The following is a 14744-nucleotide window of genomic DNA, read 5'->3' on the forward strand; positions in this document are numbered from 1 at the left end:
TGCGCAGATGCCCATACCGCTGCCATGCTCCGGTTCTCATACGATGTCCGAATCGACCTCTGAGGGGCTGCGCGAGCTTGCTGCCTCCACCCATCTGACCCGATTTGCTGCCCGTCTTGACGGGCGGCTGTCGGCTTCGACTTTGGTCCGGCTACAGAAGAGCTCAAGGCTGCAGGTAAGACTTGCTGAAATGCTGCTTGGTAATGAAATGGACTCCAACGGCCGTAACTGGGGAACTGATCTTCTGCTCGGCCATGATCCGAATAGGGCTGCTTTGCTTGCCGGCAGTATCTGGCATGCTGGCTCGCTCCTAAAGCTCGTCTCAAAGCAGCATCTCGCGATTCTGCTCGGGCGTATCGGGGCAGAAGCGCACGCTTTCGGTATCCGGAACTTGGCCAGCGCGGTCGCAATCACCGCTACCGCTGATCCGGAGCAACTTTCGCAACAGATTGAACACGATGGCCATGCCTGCCTAGGTGCTTGGCTCGACGAAGCCTCGGCACTTGATCGCACGCGCGTGCTGTTACGCTTGCCCATGGGCACTGCTGCCGAGAATCCAGCGGCCGAACACCGCAATGCCGCGGGCCCAGTGCTTTCCTTGGTGATAGCCCATTTGTCGAGGGAGACGCCACGGCATGACAGCTGATGACCCAGCGCCGCCGGTGGCCCCCGAGATACGGCCGCTCGGGCCTCTCATATCGGCGGCCGAGATCGGGATCTGGTGCGATGCCGTAGAGGCGCGCGCGGCTGCCGAGCGGCATCTGCAACGCGTTCGCGGCTGGGGACGGACAGCTTATAAGCGGGAGCGGGCGCGCGGCTGTGCGGATGGCTTCAAGAGCGGCGCCGAGGAAATGTCTCGGCTGATTGCACAGGCTGCTTCCGCACTTGCGCAGCGAAAAGCCATTCTGGAGCAGGAGTTGCCGCAGCTCGTCATGGAGATCGTGAGCGATCTTCTGGGCGCGTTTGATCCAGGCGAGATGTTGGTGAGGACCGTTCGTAACGCGATCGAGCAAAAATATGGTAGCGCGGAAATTTGCCTTCATGTCTCTCCTCTGAAAGCCGATGCGCTAGCGCGCGAGTTCGCTACGTGCGATGGACAGGAGGGCCGGCCGAAAGTGCGGGTTGCTCCGGATCCGGCTCTAACGACAGAGCAGTGCGTGTTGTGGAGCGAATTTGGCAATGTAGACATTGGAGTTGCCGCGCAGCTGCGGGCTCTACGTCTTGGCCTGGGTTTGCCATCAAAGGAAGACGGGCCATGACCACATCAGCCACCGATGCGGCGGGAGAGAGGAATCTGCACGCCGCGCTGTCGTCTCTGAAATCTACAGCAAAGCATATCGACACGCGTGCTGTACGAGGGCGGATCACACGGGCGGTCGGCACCTTGCTCCATGCCGTCTTGCCAGAGGCGCGTATAGGGGAGCTTTGCCTGTTGCAGGATCCCCGCACCGGATGGTCGCTCGAGGCCGAGGTGATCGGCCTATCGCAAGATGGGGTATTGCTCACTCCCATTGGTGACATGGCGGGCTTATCCAGCCGAGCAGAAGTGGTCGCGACCGGACGAATGCATGAAGTTCCGGTCGGCCCCGATTTGCTTGGCCGGGTGATCGACAGCTTCGGCCGTCCGATCGACGGAAAGGGTCCAATCAACGCCGCTCAAACTCGCCCGCTGCGCGGCAAGGCCCCCAACCCCATGACAAGGCGCGGTATCGAGCGAACATTGCCACTCGGCGTCCGTGTCTTGGATGGGCTTCTAACATGTGGCGAGGGGCAGCGGATCGGCATCTACGGAGACCCAGGGTGCGGTAAGTCGACGCTCCTGTCGCAGATCGTAAAAGGCGCGGCTGCCGACGCCACCATAGTCGCGTTGATCGGTGAGCGCGGTCGTGAAGTGCGGGAATTCATCGAGCAGCACCTTGGTGAGGCAGCGCTTCGCCGCACCGTCGTTGTCGTTGAGACCTCCGATCGCTCGGCAATGGAACGAGCGCAATGCGCTCACATGGCGACGGCAGTCGCCGAATATTTTCGTGATGAAGGACTTCGCGTCGTCCTGATGATGGACTCATTGACGCGCTTTAGCCGCGCCATGCGCGAAATTGGCCTTGCGGCAGGAGAGCCGCCGACGCGGCGCGGCTTTCCGCCATCGGTTTTTGCGATGCTTCCTGGCCTGTTGGAGCGTGCCGGCATGGCCGAGCGCGGCTCGATCACGGCCTTCTATACTGTGCTTGTCGAAGGCGACGGCTCGGGTGATCCAATCGCCGAAGAATCACGAGGCATTCTTGATGGCCACGTTGTTCTCTCACGCCTTTTGGCTGCGCGCGAGCATTTTCCAGCTATTGACGTATTGTCAAGCCGCAGCCGCGTGATGAATGCGGTCGTCTCTGTGTCGCATCGAAAGGCGGCTTCCTTCTTCCGTGATCTGCTCTCCCGCTACGGCGAGGCCGAGTTCTTGGTGAAGGTTGGCGAATATAAACAAGGCAGTGATCCTCTGACAGACCGGGCAATCAATTCGATCGAGGAGTTGCGGAAATTCCTGCGTCAGGGCGGAGACGAGGCGTCAAGCTTTGAGGAGACGGTCACATGGATGTCACGTCTGACCGCGTGAATCGCGTCCATGCCTCGAAATTGCGGCTAGTGAAGGACATGAGACAGCGGAGCGCCCTTCGTGAGGTGTACAACATGGAGGCCAAGCGCCGCACCGCGCTTCAAGCGGTGGAACAAGCTGTCCGGGATCTTGCAACGGCCGAGAAAAACCAAGCGGCGCTAGAAGCGGAGCTTTACCGAGAACTGGCATCTTTTGATTCGCTATCTGTCGAAGAGCTCGATCGTCGCTGTCACATCGTCATTGGACGGCTCAAAACTGAGATCGCAGGAGCACGCCGAACGCTTGAGGAAGCGCGCGCCGCTCAAGAGCGTGCCGAGACGGCGGTCTTCGATGCGCGGACCACTTTGACCAAGTGCTCGGCGGCGAGTCACAAATGGCAGAAAATTGAAGGCGACGTTCAGCGCGCGAGTGATGCCCATTCAGAGGCGGAAGCCGAGATGGAGGCCGATGATGAGGTTTTGCTTCGGTATCGCAGTGGTTCGCGTACTCACACGGCTAGCTACTGAATCTGATGGCTTCTTCTATGCTAGGGAAGGCGCCTTGTCTTGTAGACGCGCCTGTGACCATGGCTACGGGTGAACAATCGGGATTTAAACCGGCGCTAACCCTGTCCCCTGCGGTCGTCTCTTGGCTCAACGAGATCGCGGCTGCCCGCAAGCCTCTGCAAAGCCGTCTCCGCGATAAGCCGCTATCCGTACGGATGGAACGGCTGGTCTGGGAGCCGGAGCCGTGTGCCGTATCGATGCTCGACTGCGTTTGGGCCATCGGACATGAAACAATCATCTTATCGTTGGCCCGTCCGGTTGTAGAAGGGCTGATCGCGACGGTGCAAAGTGAGCTTGGCCTACCTGCCGAGCCCACTCGTTCGCTCCTCGTCGAATTTGCACTCGATCCGTTGCTCGATCAACTAGAGGGTCTGACACAACAGAAGTTGCAGCTGATCTGTTTGAGCGAAGCAACGGCTCGGGGTCCTTATCTGGAGCTCGAAATCACCTACCGCCCATTCAAGGGAAAAGCGCGCCTGCTCCTGTTCTCACCTCTCGATGGGTCAGTTCCACCCGCGTTTCGGGCGTTAGGCGGACTGCTCAGGCAGCTGCCGCGAGAGGCACGCCAGCTTCCCCCAGAATTGCCTGTCATCGTTAAGGGAGAGATCGGTTCGCTCCGTGCGACGGTTGCGCTGCTAGGGAAAGCAAATGCAGGAGACGCTCTATTGCCGGACGTAATACCCTTGGCCCGTGGCCAAGCCATCCTCAACGCGGGAACCTTATGGGCTCCGGCACATGTTGCAGAGGATCGCTTGATCGTGCGAGGGGCATTCCGCCTCCAACCACATCCCCTGGAGTGTGCACATATGATGACTCAATCCGAAAAACCCCGGCCGCCCTCTGAAAGTGATCTCGACAACATCGAGATTACTCTTGTTTTCGAATGCGGCCGCTGGACTGTCGCACTCGGAGCCTTGAGGGATATCAGCGAGGGACATGTGTTCGAACTTGGCCGGCCGCTCGACGGACCGGTTGATATCCTTGCTAACGGCCGCCGCATAGGCCGCGGGGACATCGTAAGCATCGGCGGGGAGCTTGGCGTCAGGTTGCGGGGCAGGTTGGCCGTCAATGACTGACATTCAACCGGGAATTCTTGGACTCCTTGCGCTCACGGCCGGCCTTGGCCTGCTGGCGTTCCTAGTCGTAACAAGCACAGCGTTCATAAAGGTGTCCGTCGTGCTCTTCCTCGTTCGCAACGCGCTCGGGACTCAATCTATCCCACCGAACCTCGTTCTATATGGCGCGGCGCTGATCCTGACAGTTTTCATTAGCGCGCCAGTGATTGAACAGACCTATAATCGCCTTTCTGCGCCACAACTCCGCTACCAAACGGTCGATGATTGGCTGAGCGCCGCAAAGGAGGCGCAGGAGCCGCTGCGCGGGCATCTGAAGAAGTTCACCGCTGACGAGCAGCGCCGCTTCTTCTTGGCTTCAACCGAACAGGTCTGGCCCGAGGACATGCGCGGCAACGTGAGCGCCGATGACCTGGTCATTCTGGTGCCATCTTTCCTAATTTCAGAACTCAAGCGTGGCTTCGAAATTGGTTTTCTTCTCTATCTGCCCTTTATCACCATCGATCTGATTGTAACGACCATCTTGATGGCCATGGGTATGTCGATGGTTTCGCCAACGGTGATATCCGTGCCGTTTAAGCTGTTTCTATTCGTCTCAATCGACGGCTGGTCGCGGCTCATGCACGGGCTGGTGCTCAGCTACACAACACCGGGAGGCTGAGCATGGATGAGGCGAGTATTCTCACTCATATGAGCCGGTCACTTGTGATCTTCATGATCTGGGTTCTGCCACCGCTTATCGCGGCGGTCGTTGTCGGCTTGGTCGTCGGCATCATCCAGGCGGCAACGCAGCTTCAGGATCAAACTTTGCCACTGACTGTGAAGCTTCTTGTCGTTGTCGCGGTGATCGCTTTGTTCTCTCCAGTGCTCAGCGCCGCGCTGATCAAGGAAGCAGAGCAGGTATTTACCGACTTTCCCGCACTCACAGCAAGTATTAGCCGACGTTAGATGAACGTCCCCTCATTCACCGAGACGCAAACTCTGATCCAGGAGGCGATCGAACTCGTGCTCGCAGCCGGGCTCGCGGCAGCCCGCGCCCTTGGCATTATGTTGGTCCTTCCCGTGTTTACGCTGCCGCGCATTAGGGGGCTGATCCGCGGCTGCGTGACCTTTGCGATGGGACTGCCATGCCTGTTGCAGATCAGGCACGGCTTGCAGTCGCTGGATGAGGGCTCACGACTGATCAGTCTCACGCTGCTCGGTTTGAAGGAGGTGTTCGTCGGCCTGCTCATCGGCTTTTTGCTCAGTATTCCGTTATGGAGCATCCAGGCAGTGGGTGAGATCATCGATACCCAAAGGGGGATTACGAACCCTGTTGCTTCCGATGATCCAGCCACGCGTGGCCAGGCTTCGGCGACGGCGGTTTTACTCGGTACCACTGCGATTTCGATTTTCGTTCTAGCCGGGGGATTGGAGAATATGATTAGGGGCCTTTATGGCAGCTATTTGATCTGGCCCGTGTATCGGCTGATGCCTAGCTTGACCGTGCAAGGCGCGATGGCATTTCTGGGGCTTCTCGGTCACATCATGTATACGGCGCTACTGGTCTCTGGCCCCGTGTTGGCATTCCTGCTGCTACTCGATGTATCGGTCATGATACTCGGGCGGTTTGCGCCGCAACTCAAACTGAACGATGTCTCTCCCACCATGAAGAATCTGGCGTATGGGATAATCATGGTAAGTTACGCCACCTTCCTCGTCGAATATATGGGATCGGAGATCAGTCAGTCCAACACCGTGCTCGAGTTGTTCAAGAACCTCCTTAAATGAGTGGCTCGAGCGAAGAGAAGAAGCTCCCCCCCACTCCCAAGAAGCTAAAAGATGCGCGCAAGAAAGGGCAGAGTCCGCGCAGCACCGATTTGGTCAGCGCAGTCAGTGTTTGCGCCGGTTTCGGCTGCCTCTGGTTAAGAGCGGGCCTCATTGAGACCAAGTGGTATGAAACGGTACGGCTAATCGACAAACTGCAGGGGCAGCCGTTCACAAGCGCGGTCCAGCAGGCGCTGGGCGGCTTGATCGAACTGTTTCTTGCGGCCGTTGGTCCATTCCTCGGGGCCGGTGTTGCCGCTGGTATTCTAGCGGGAGTCCTGGCCAACGGTGGATTAAACGTCTCTTTCGAGTCCTTAAAGCCGAAATTCGAGAAATTGGATCCCATGAAGGGGCTCAAGCGGATTGCGTCTAAGCGGTCGCTCATTGAACTCTCGAAGTCGCTTCTTAAGGTGTGCGTTCTCGGCGCAAGCTTGCTATTCACGGTTATCGCAAGTTGGAAGGCGCTGGTATACTTGCCAACCTGCGGTAGGGGATGTCTCAACTTCGTGTTCACTGAGATCAAATTGCTGACCGAAATTGCTGCCGGTGCTTTTCTGATCGCCGGATTGGCCGATCTTCTTATCCAGCGCTGGTTGTTTTTACAGGACATGCGCATGACGGAGACCGAGGCCAAACGCGAGTCCAAAGAACAGCAGGGCAATCCGCAGGTCAAACGAGAACACCGTCGCCTTCGTCAGGAGACGGCGAACGAGCCTCCGCTTGGCGTGCATCGCGCTACATTGATAGTGACAGGACAAGCGATCTTGATTGGGCTTCGCTACATTCGTGGCGAGACCGGCGTGCCGATCGTGGTTTGCCGTGGTGAGGGCGAACTTGCCTCACGACTGCTTTCTGAGGCGCAGTCGCTGCGCCTCAGCATTGTCCAGGATCCAGCCTTGGCGCGGCAGCTCATCCGGAATGCCAGGCTGGGCAACGTCGTTCCTGGGAAGTGCTTTGAAGGAGTTGCGAGAGCGCTCTATTCCGCCGGGCTGGTCTAGACATTGCTTATGGCAGCAATGATTGCGCCATCCGGCGCGCTATCGAGGCGACTGTATATCCCTCGTCGCCGTTGACCCGGCTTCTGGCGAGGACCTGTTGCCAATTCCATCTTCCAAGTCGCTCTTGTTGCGTCGCCCCATGGACCCATATGTGGCAACAGGAGTGGCGGCACGATCACCTTTTGTTGCCATAACAGCTCTATTGTCCAGCAGGTCGCTCGGATCGTTGACCATGACGCCCAGATTGTTACGGGTTGAGCAGCCTAGCGTCTGGTCGAACGAATTATCGTTAACCGAAGGACCAATGATCGAAAGGGACGGACATACGGGAGGACGTGCTTCATAGACAATGGCCTCGATTCGCACCGCGAAGCCGACAGGCCGGTCGATGCCAGGGCCGAACAGGCGGACGTTGTAAGGCGCGACGCCCATTGCGCGGGCCTCGCTGGCTACCTGCGCGGCGAGCCGGGGCGAGCCGGTGATATCGAGATGGAGCGCATCAAACCGACCGCGACTGGCGCCGGCAATGAAATCCCTCAGTCGATACCGCTCGAGGCCACGAAGGCTCTGCAGCACCAAGACACTGTTCTGCTGCTGCACCATGCTTGGTTGTTCAGCCGGCCCCGTGTTGATCAGAGCAGTGCTTGTGCAGCCGCCTAGGCTCGCCATCAGAACGAACAGATGGGGCAGGGCTCGTAAAGTCATTCGACGATCCTCATTCGATAATAAAGCCGGCGCCGCCTGTCGCGCCTGGTACACTGGTGCGCGGAGCGTCGCGGCCTCGCGGCGGGCTTGCCAACGTGTTCGTCAAGGCGCGCCCCATATCTGAGGGCGGTCCGATGCGGTCGGCGGGGGCGCTCATCCGGTTCGGGTTCGATGCTGGCCGCACGATGTAAGGCGTGACAATAATAACGAGCTCCGTCTCCTGCTTCTGAAAGGACGAAGAGCGAAACAGTGCACCGAGAATGGGCAGGTCGCCTAACCAAGGAAAAGTACTGATATCCGTGCTGAAGTTACGCCTGATTAGCCCGCCTATTACGAAGCTTTGTCCGCTCCCAAGCTCGATAACGGTCTCCGCACGCCTCGTAGAGAGGGCAGGCACGGCCATACCGTTCACTTTGACCTCACCTACTTTCGAAATCTCGCTGACCTCAGGTTTCACGCGGACATTGATTTGATTGTTGTTAAGAACAGTCGGGACGAAGTCGAGGCTCACTCCATAGTGACGAAATTCGATCGAAACCTGTCGGTTGTCCTGCATGACCGGAATTGGAAATTCGCCGCCCGCCAGGAAGCGCGCGGACTCACCGGACATTGCGGTGAGATTCGGTTCAGCCAGTACTGAAGCGAGGTGCTCGCTGGCGAGCGCGTCGAGAACAGCGCCGACGTTGATACTACCGGCGCTGAAGCCGATACCTGCCTTGCCGCCGCCGCTAGCCGTGCCGGAACCAGCACCTTTGCCGCTGCTAAAGAAAAAAGTGCCATTCTGACCCAAAGCGGAGAGGTTGATGCCGAGCTCCTTCATGGCGCTGCGTGAGACCTCCGCTACGCGAACGCTCAGATTGACCTGTAACGATCCGGCGACCTGAATTTTATTGAAGACCAGCGCACCCGGACCGAGAAACTGCTCTGTGACCCTCACGGCAGTGGCGACGACATCGGCATTGGGAGCCGTACCGTTAAGGATCGCGCCGCGGGGGGTATAGCTGACTTGGATCGGATAGTCGCCGACCTGGGCCTTCAGCATGGCACGCAGATCCTCGATCGGGTCCTTGACGATAACACGAAACTCGGCGAGAGCTTCCCCATTGTCGTTCAAAGCGAACAGGCTGGTCCGTCCTGACTTCTTGCCAAAGACGAAGATGGTCGTGTTCGATGGCGCTTGATAATCCGCGATCGTCGGGTCGGCAACAAAGATGCTCGCCGCCGGCCCGGGCAGATGAATTGTCTTGCCGAGCGAGGAGGAAAGGACCAGCGTCCCATTGATGCTGCTAGGAGCCGCGCGCGGCGGCCCCCCTCTAGCGTCCCGCGTCGTCTGAGCTGCGGAAGTTAGTGGCGATAGCAAAGCGACCGCGCACAGGAGGTGGGAAAGAGAAGGACAAACGGCAGACCACAGGGCGCTAGCGACGATCGAGCGTCGATCGCTGCCACCCTCATTATCAAGAGCGATCTTCAAGGTAGTCTTTGCTTTCAAGTTCGATCGACTACGCGGCCGATGCCGCGCTGTTCAATTCAAGGATATAGCCGACGCCGCGTGCGGTTGTGATCCGTAGCGTCGCACCAGACTGATTCAAATGACCGCGCAAGCGATAGATTGCGACTTCAAGTGCATTGGTAGAGACCTCGTTGTCAAACGCATAGAGGCTATCCTCCAGCGACGCGCGTGGCACGGCGCGGCCTGCGCGGCTGAGCAGATGCTCAAGAATGCACACTTCGCGGCGTGCAATCTTTAGCGGCCGACCACCAACTGAAACTTGCCGGGCGATCGGATCGAATTTTAGATTGCCAAACACAACGACGGGGGCTGTCATTTGCGTTGATCGCCTCAGAATGGCTCGCATCCGAGCGATGAGTTCATCAGTAGACACGGGCTTGGGCAGAAAATCGTCTGCACCACCATTGAAAATGGCGATCCGCCTATCGAGATCATTGCGGCTGCTCATCACCATGGCAGGCATCAAATGTCCGTCGCGTCTCAACCGCTTCAGCCAGTCCAGGCCGTTTCCATCCGGTAGGGCCAACTCGAGCAGGAGAACGTCGTACTTGGCGTAGTCGAGAGCGGTCGCCGCCTCATCCAGCGTGCCCGCCACATCAACGGCGAAACCGCAATCCGAGAGCGCTCCTTGCACAGCGCGCGCAAGGTCCGCATCATGATCAACCAGTAGCGTTCGCATTTCATTGCCTCTTCATGCCAAAACTACCAAGCAGATCACCGTCGACCATGAAGTCGGGCGAAATTGAGTTCTCCAGCTTCAACGTAAACGTCGGGAGTCGGTACCGACTAAGAAGAGCAATGTTGCCAACGGCCAACATCGCTCCGCCCATTGAGAGCCGATTAGCAATTTCGGCCGTTTGCTGTGGATCGCATGCGTCCTTGACAGTCACCGTGGTCTTGATGTCGGGAACTAGGTCAGAATTAGTCAGAGCATTGAGCGCTGTGGCAGGACCCTCGTGCATCTTCGCGCCAATCTCGGCAGTGCTTCCGGTCATCGGCTCGGCGAGCGCATTGCCAGCACGCGCAATCGAAACCAAAGCACAAGAGAGAATGGCTGGATTGGCATCCGAACTGAACGAGACATTTCGAATCTCCCCATGTTGCCCTGACTCTGCGGTGAGTCTTGATATGCCATCGACCTGTGAGGTCGTTTGGTCATAGCAAATGCAACCTTGAACGCGTGAAGACAGATCGCACCCCCGCAGCGGGCCGATGCTCTAGATGCCGCTAACATGGGACGAAACAACCAATGCGCCGCGGGCTATGAAAGATTGTCTCGGTGGGCGGTGACGTGCATCGGGAGCGCGAGAAAACCCGGCATTTAGACAGATCCAACGCGCCCGCTTGGCTGCGGCCCATCTGGCACACCGAAGAATGGCGAGTCCGTCCCCGCAGCGGCGTAATCAGGCATGTGGTTCGGGTGGTTCCGCCGCCTGCATTCCACCTCTCGGGACGAACGGCGGCGGATACCGAACTTGGACTCAACTTCATTTCCCCTCTGACAACGGGAACGCGACGACAGCGAGTACTGCTCTTGAGCTCCTCGTGCTGTTGCAGCCTCAACTTGGCCGGCGCGGGTACCCCGTCCGGCGCGTAGGCTACGTTGCCAACAGGCTTTCGAGTGGACTGATCGAGGAGCGTGACGGGGTCGAGCGGTGTGGCCCTACGGGTTGGAGACATTCGCAATTCTTGTTACCTTGTCAGGAAGTGTTGCGCGCGACGCATTGTCGCGACTGGTGTCTGAAACCCTACAATCTGACGCTACGTGCGATTCAAGTCCCTTCGAGAGCTCGTTGCATGAATATTCTAAAAATCGCAGGCTTGCTGAAGCAGCCACCATGGGAAATTGGATAAAAAGCACCGCGACGCATCAAAACAGCAAATCATCTTACGCGAACCAGAGGGCCTTCGCTGGCGCCGAGACTCATCATTCGTGGTTATCTGGACGGAAAATCGATGCCTCTCATGCGGGTTTGAGACATTTCGCGCTTTTTGCTATCTGTCAGGACGTATTGTCGCGAGCTGTGTCGGAAACACTACAATCTTACGCTGCATACGATTTAAGTCCTCCGAGAGCTCGTTGCGTGAAGATAAGCGGCCAACCCCCCTGACGCTCGATTCATACTCTCGTCCGACGTTTGCCGTCTTATATCCGGTGACGTCGTTCGTGCACCGACGAAAATTGATAAGCTCCTTCGCATGGGTGAGAGTTGCATCACTTCACCCGAGATAAGCAAGGGGCGCGACGTTTCCTGACAGCTCACCACCATGTGTCCGAGCTATGGGCTCAATCGGTGCCCGGCATAGTTCTTCATGGCTCGCAACTTGGCGCATTTCCCAAAGCGCGTCGGTTACGCGCTTGACGGTGCGCTCGTCATCGGTGGCAATTGTCGAGGATCGTGGTTCCGCCCCTAGGCCCGTTCGAGCTGATTCAGGGTCCGGGCTGATTCGGAAGCAGCGGATGTCAGAGCCAGCCATGAAGGCAGGCCGCCTCTCAAGAAGAGCGGCCAAGGTGCTGCGAGCTCATTAAAGTCATCACAATGAGTTTCTGGCGAGGGTGGTTGCGAACGATGGGCGCCACAATGAGGTAGAGTGACACGGGTTTAGGTCCATCGACGCGGGTACAACCAACGGCGCAGCCCGCGCATCGCAGTCGCGCGCGTCCCAGCCCAGAGATCGGCGGGTCAGAGCGAAAGGCCGCGTTTGTGCCCAAGGGTCCAGTCAACGCTGCCGGGACCGGCTATGCCGCTCACGTAGTTGCTCAATTCGTGCTCGAGCGAAGGGGCGGGGCACGAGCTGAACCGAGAATGATGCCATCATGGCAAAGCGCCCCGAGGCGATCGACAATCTTCGGCGATAGATCCCCCGCAATCTACCCACCTGCATCAGCGGGCAATACGCAAGGCCCATATCCTCGGCGAGACGGCTTCCGGTGTCGAGCTCACGGCGGCGCGGGCGCTCAACCTTGTAGCCGTGGCGGTGGGCAAGTCCAAGGTCTGCCAGCACATCGATCAGCCGCTCGAGTGCCGCGCGGACCTCGGCAATAAGTAAGTTGAATTTCGCGATCGCCATTTCCTTTTATCCAAACTCATATTGCGCAGCGCATTTCCCGTGGGTGCCCCTGGTGCGAGCAAGCCTATGCCGCTGGGTGTGCGGTAAAACTTCCCCCCATGCGCCGCCCCGCTGACCCGAGATTGCAGCCCAAGCGCGTTCTTCAACCAGCTTCAGGATAAACACGAACGCGTGAGCCGCCGTCCGTTTCCAGCAACTCGGCCCTGTAAGGCACGCCGCGGATGTTGATATACGTCGGGCGCCCGGCTTCCGGCAAGAGGTGCTCCCCCTCTAGTGCACGGACAAGGTAAGGCGGAAGCCAGCGTTCGCGGTGCTGCCATCCCCCGCGGATAAGAAACCCAAGATCAGCTATGGGCTGCCGCGATGGCCCAGCTTCATTCATCGGCCTCGCGCGAGGATGATGGATGAGACGAACGTCCCTGTGCTCTCCCGGCCCAAACGTGGCCGAGTAATGCTCACCGTTGATCGCGAACTGGCTTGGGCCGAACTGGTTCGGCATGAGATTGATGTTACTCAGTACATCGATCAGGACGTCCGAGGCCGGTTGGGAGCCGTGGTGCCAACCCTCGCCGACGATAGATCCGATATCCAGCCGCTCCTGAGGGGCCCCTGATGACCCAACGAACGACGGCGGTCTGGCGAGGTCAGGCGCCGGCACAGAGTGAGCGTCGTCACGCAATTCATCCGGTGTGGGCGGATTCAAATTAACTAGCGGCTCAAGACCGCCGTAGACGTCTGACGAGGGACGCCTCGCAGATGATAGTGACGAGGGTTCTTGCATCTGCTCTCTAAACCAATCCCAAGCGCCCGCGCTCGGGGTGGCTGGCGTTGCCGGAAGCTCCTGAAGCGAGCGCGGTTGCGGGCCGCGGTGCGGTGTGAACGAGGATGACGCGGGTTCTTGCATCTGCTCCCTAAACCAGTCCCAAGCTCCCGCGCTCGGGGTGGCTGGCGTTGCCGGAAGCTCCTGAAGCGAGCTCGGCTGCGGGCCATGGTGCGGTGTGAATGTGGACGACGCGGGTTCTTGCATCTGATTCCTAAACCAATCCCAAGCTCCCTCGCTCGGGGTAGCTGGCGTTGCGGGAAGCTCCTGCGGCGACCCGGGCTGCCGAGCGCCTTCCCCGGCGAGCGGACGCGCGCTCTCAGGAGGAGGCAACCCCAGCGCTCTGTTCGCCTCGAGGACTTGCTGGTAGCGCCGAAGCCTGAGCAAATCGGCGTTAATTTTGGTGTCCGCGGTTTGGTTCCTATACTCCTCAACATCTTGGGCCAGCCCATTGTCATTCAGTCGGCCAGCCATGGCCCCTTTTTCGCGCGTTTGCAGCCAATCACTCAACCTGGAAAGGCGGCGAGCCTGTCTATCGACAGTCTCCGGCTCAATCCTGCGTGTCGCCTTTTCCGCCGCGGCCCACATGTCGATGAGGGTTGCGTCTGCCGGATAAGGAGCCGAGCGCCGGATATCGGCTGACAAGGCCTTTCCGGCGCCGACGTCCCGGAGCTTTTTCAATGCCGCTTTGATGCGCCCGCTGCGATCCTTCGCATAGGTTTCCACATCATCATCCAACCCAGCTTCCAGCTCAGGGTTGCCAATTCGATCCGCGATTGATGGCCTCCTGTTCTGGCTAAGTCGGCCGCTCAAATGGCGCAGATCGGCTATCGCATTTTTGATGGTGCCGTCGCCCAGTACTTTGCCGGTGCCGTCGTCCCGGGTGACCTTGGCTTTGCTTTTGAAGTCCTCAAACAGCTCCTCGTCCTCCTCAGGGACCCCGCGTGTTCGGCCGGGCTGCTTGGCGTAATCCACGCGAAACTTCGTTGAAAAGACCTCTTGCTGAGCCGTGGAGCCGGACGGCTTTTCGCTGCGACTCGTCCCAAACGCCTTTCCGACACCTGACTTGATACGCGACCACAGTCCGCGATCCTTGCTGTTCTTCGTCTGAATCGCGGGCTGCTCCTCAGATGGCAAAGTGTAGCGCGCACTGCTGAACAAATCATCCCGCAAATTGGACTGCGGCGGTACTTGGGCCGAATCTCGAAAGTGAGCTCGGGGGATGTCTACGCTGTGGCGCGTGCTGCTGAACGAGGTGTCCCTCAGCCGGGAGTGTGGCGGCATCCGCACCGAACCGCCGAAGTCAGTGCGCCGGAGTCCTCCATCGCCTTTTGCGGGACTCTCATCAGGCGAACTAGACGTTGCGGAGCTCTCATCAGACGAGTTGAGTTGTAACTCGTTCATCTGCTGCTCAAAGCTAGCTTGCTCCCTCGTGTTGCCCGATTGCTGCCCCGCGCGCGACTGTTGATAGTACGCTTGTGCGAATCCTTCCACATCAAAATCAAACAGGTTAAAATTGTTATTCGTTCGCTCCATGGCACCTCACATCCCACAGCAAAGCTCGTATCTGGCGTACGGTAGGGTGATCGAGTGAAAGCGGTGGAGCCTTC

14 protein-coding genes and 1 pseudogene are annotated in these 14744 nt (G+C 58.6%); 9 read left to right on the plus strand and 6 right to left on the minus strand.

The window, feature by feature from the left end:
* Positions 1 to 7 precede the first annotated feature (7 nt).
* The 9 genes from KJQ96_RS32910 to KJQ96_RS32950 are packed head-to-tail and all read left to right on the plus strand — an operon-like array spanning position 8 to position 7027.
* Complete coding sequence (locus tag KJQ96_RS32910; protein ID WP_213254854.1) at positions 8 to 646, plus strand: nodulation protein NolU; 639 nt, start codon at positions 8 to 10, stop codon at positions 644 to 646.
* On the plus strand, positions 636 to 1259 hold the full coding sequence (gene sctL, locus KJQ96_RS32915) for a type III secretion system stator protein SctL (RefSeq protein ID WP_213254856.1): 624 nt from the start codon (positions 636 to 638) through the stop codon (positions 1257 to 1259). The genes KJQ96_RS32910 and sctL overlap by 11 nt, the downstream gene beginning before the upstream one ends.
* On the plus strand, positions 1256 to 2605 hold the full coding sequence (gene sctN, locus KJQ96_RS32920; protein WP_213254864.1) for a type III secretion system ATPase SctN: 1350 nt from the start codon (positions 1256 to 1258) through the stop codon (positions 2603 to 2605). Before sctL ends, sctN begins: the two co-directional genes overlap by 4 nt.
* Positions 2581 to 3111, plus strand: a complete 531-nt coding sequence (locus KJQ96_RS32925) for a YscO family type III secretion system apparatus protein (RefSeq protein ID WP_213254866.1) — start codon at positions 2581 to 2583, stop codon at positions 3109 to 3111. Before sctN ends, KJQ96_RS32925 begins: the two co-directional genes overlap by 25 nt.
* A gap of 59 nt (positions 3112 to 3170) precedes the next feature.
* Entirely contained in the window at positions 3171 to 4226 is a 1056-nt protein-coding gene (gene sctQ, locus KJQ96_RS32930; protein WP_213254876.1) for a type III secretion system cytoplasmic ring protein SctQ, read from the plus strand.
* Positions 4219 to 4884: a type III secretion system export apparatus subunit SctR gene (gene sctR / locus KJQ96_RS32935; RefSeq protein WP_108523099.1), complete on the plus strand. Its 666-nt coding sequence runs from the start codon at positions 4219 to 4221 to the stop codon at positions 4882 to 4884. The genes sctQ and sctR overlap by 8 nt, the downstream gene beginning before the upstream one ends.
* Before the next feature lie 2 nt (positions 4885 to 4886).
* The gene (locus KJQ96_RS32940; RefSeq protein ID WP_213254878.1) at positions 4887 to 5171 is read left to right on the plus strand and encodes an EscS/YscS/HrcS family type III secretion system export apparatus protein; all 285 of its coding nucleotides are present in this window, start codon (positions 4887 to 4889) and stop codon (positions 5169 to 5171) included.
* Positions 5172 to 5993 (plus strand): type III secretion system export apparatus subunit SctT, encoded by an 822-nt coding sequence (gene sctT / locus KJQ96_RS32945; RefSeq protein ID WP_213254880.1) that lies wholly within the window; start codon positions 5172 to 5174, stop codon positions 5991 to 5993. It begins immediately after the preceding gene.
* A complete protein-coding gene (locus tag KJQ96_RS32950) occupies positions 5990 to 7027 on the plus strand; it encodes an EscU/YscU/HrcU family type III secretion system export apparatus switch protein (RefSeq protein WP_213254882.1) in 1038 nt (345 codons plus the stop codon). Before sctT ends, KJQ96_RS32950 begins: the two co-directional genes overlap by 4 nt.
* Positions 7028 to 7066: 39 nt before the next feature.
* On the opposite strand, the gene KJQ96_RS32955 is transcribed toward KJQ96_RS32950, so the two are convergent.
* The 6 genes and pseudogenes from KJQ96_RS32955 to KJQ96_RS32975 all read right to left on the minus strand — a co-directional run bounded on the left by KJQ96_RS32955 (position 7067) and on the right by KJQ96_RS32975 (position 14670).
* Positions 7067 to 7732 (minus strand): CpaD family pilus assembly lipoprotein, encoded by a 666-nt coding sequence (locus KJQ96_RS32955; RefSeq protein WP_213254884.1) that lies wholly within the window; start codon positions 7730 to 7732, stop codon positions 7067 to 7069.
* 10 nt (positions 7733 to 7742) lie between these two features.
* Positions 7743 to 9158: a type II and III secretion system protein family protein gene (locus KJQ96_RS32960; protein WP_309142502.1), complete on the minus strand. Its 1416-nt coding sequence runs from the start codon at positions 9156 to 9158 to the stop codon at positions 7743 to 7745.
* Between the two features lie 73 nt (positions 9159 to 9231).
* On the minus strand, positions 9232 to 9921 hold the full coding sequence (locus KJQ96_RS32965) for a response regulator transcription factor (RefSeq protein WP_213254886.1): 690 nt from the start codon (positions 9919 to 9921) through the stop codon (positions 9232 to 9234).
* A 1522-nt stretch (positions 9922 to 11443) separates the two neighbouring features.
* Positions 11444 to 11627, minus strand: a pseudogene (locus KJQ96_RS40645) (hypothetical protein); the annotation flags it as partial.
* A gap of 336 nt (positions 11628 to 11963) precedes the next feature.
* A complete protein-coding gene (locus KJQ96_RS32970; RefSeq protein WP_213290479.1) occupies positions 11964 to 12314 on the minus strand; it encodes a DUF3363 domain-containing protein in 351 nt (116 codons plus the stop codon).
* 142 nt (positions 12315 to 12456) lie between these two features.
* Entirely contained in the window at positions 12457 to 14670 is a 2214-nt protein-coding gene (locus tag KJQ96_RS32975; protein ID WP_249727017.1) for a hypothetical protein, read from the minus strand.
* Positions 14671 to 14744: the final 74 nt, after the last annotated feature.

Origin of the sequence: Bradyrhizobium sp. sGM-13 (assembly GCF_018398875.1) — a bacterium.
Taxonomy (GTDB): domain Bacteria; phylum Pseudomonadota; class Alphaproteobacteria; order Rhizobiales; family Xanthobacteraceae; genus Bradyrhizobium.

Excerpts from the sequence above, each read along its gene's own strand:
- KJQ96_RS32910 (WP_213254854.1), top strand. The coding sequence starts at position 8 with ATGCCCATACCGCTGCCATGCTCCGGTTCTCATACGATGTCCGAATCG.
- sctL (WP_213254856.1), top strand. The coding sequence starts at position 636 with ATGACAGCTGATGACCCAGCGCCGCCGGTGGCCCCCGAGATACGGCCG.
- sctN (WP_213254864.1), top strand. The coding sequence starts at position 1,256 with ATGACCACATCAGCCACCGATGCGGCGGGAGAGAGGAATCTGCACGCC.
- KJQ96_RS32925 (WP_213254866.1), top strand. The coding sequence starts at position 2,581 with ATGGATGTCACGTCTGACCGCGTGAATCGCGTCCATGCCTCGAAATTG.
- sctQ (WP_213254876.1), top strand. The coding sequence starts at position 3,171 with ATGGCTACGGGTGAACAATCGGGATTTAAACCGGCGCTAACCCTGTCC.
- sctR (WP_108523099.1), top strand. The coding sequence starts at position 4,219 with ATGACTGACATTCAACCGGGAATTCTTGGACTCCTTGCGCTCACGGCC.
- KJQ96_RS32940 (WP_213254878.1), top strand. The coding sequence starts at position 4,887 with ATGGATGAGGCGAGTATTCTCACTCATATGAGCCGGTCACTTGTGATC.
- sctT (WP_213254880.1), top strand. The coding sequence starts at position 5,172 with ATGAACGTCCCCTCATTCACCGAGACGCAAACTCTGATCCAGGAGGCG.
- KJQ96_RS32950 (WP_213254882.1), top strand. The coding sequence starts at position 5,990 with ATGAGTGGCTCGAGCGAAGAGAAGAAGCTCCCCCCCACTCCCAAGAAG.
- KJQ96_RS32955 (WP_213254884.1), bottom strand. The coding sequence starts at position 7,732 with ATGACTTTACGAGCCCTGCCCCATCTGTTCGTTCTGATGGCGAGCCTA.
- KJQ96_RS32965 (WP_213254886.1), bottom strand. The coding sequence starts at position 9,921 with ATGCGAACGCTACTGGTTGATCATGATGCGGACCTTGCGCGCGCTGTG.
- KJQ96_RS32970 (WP_213290479.1), bottom strand. The coding sequence starts at position 12,314 with ATGGCGATCGCGAAATTCAACTTACTTATTGCCGAGGTCCGCGCGGCA.
- KJQ96_RS32975 (WP_249727017.1), bottom strand. The coding sequence starts at position 14,670 with ATGGAGCGAACGAATAACAATTTTAACCTGTTTGATTTTGATGTGGAA.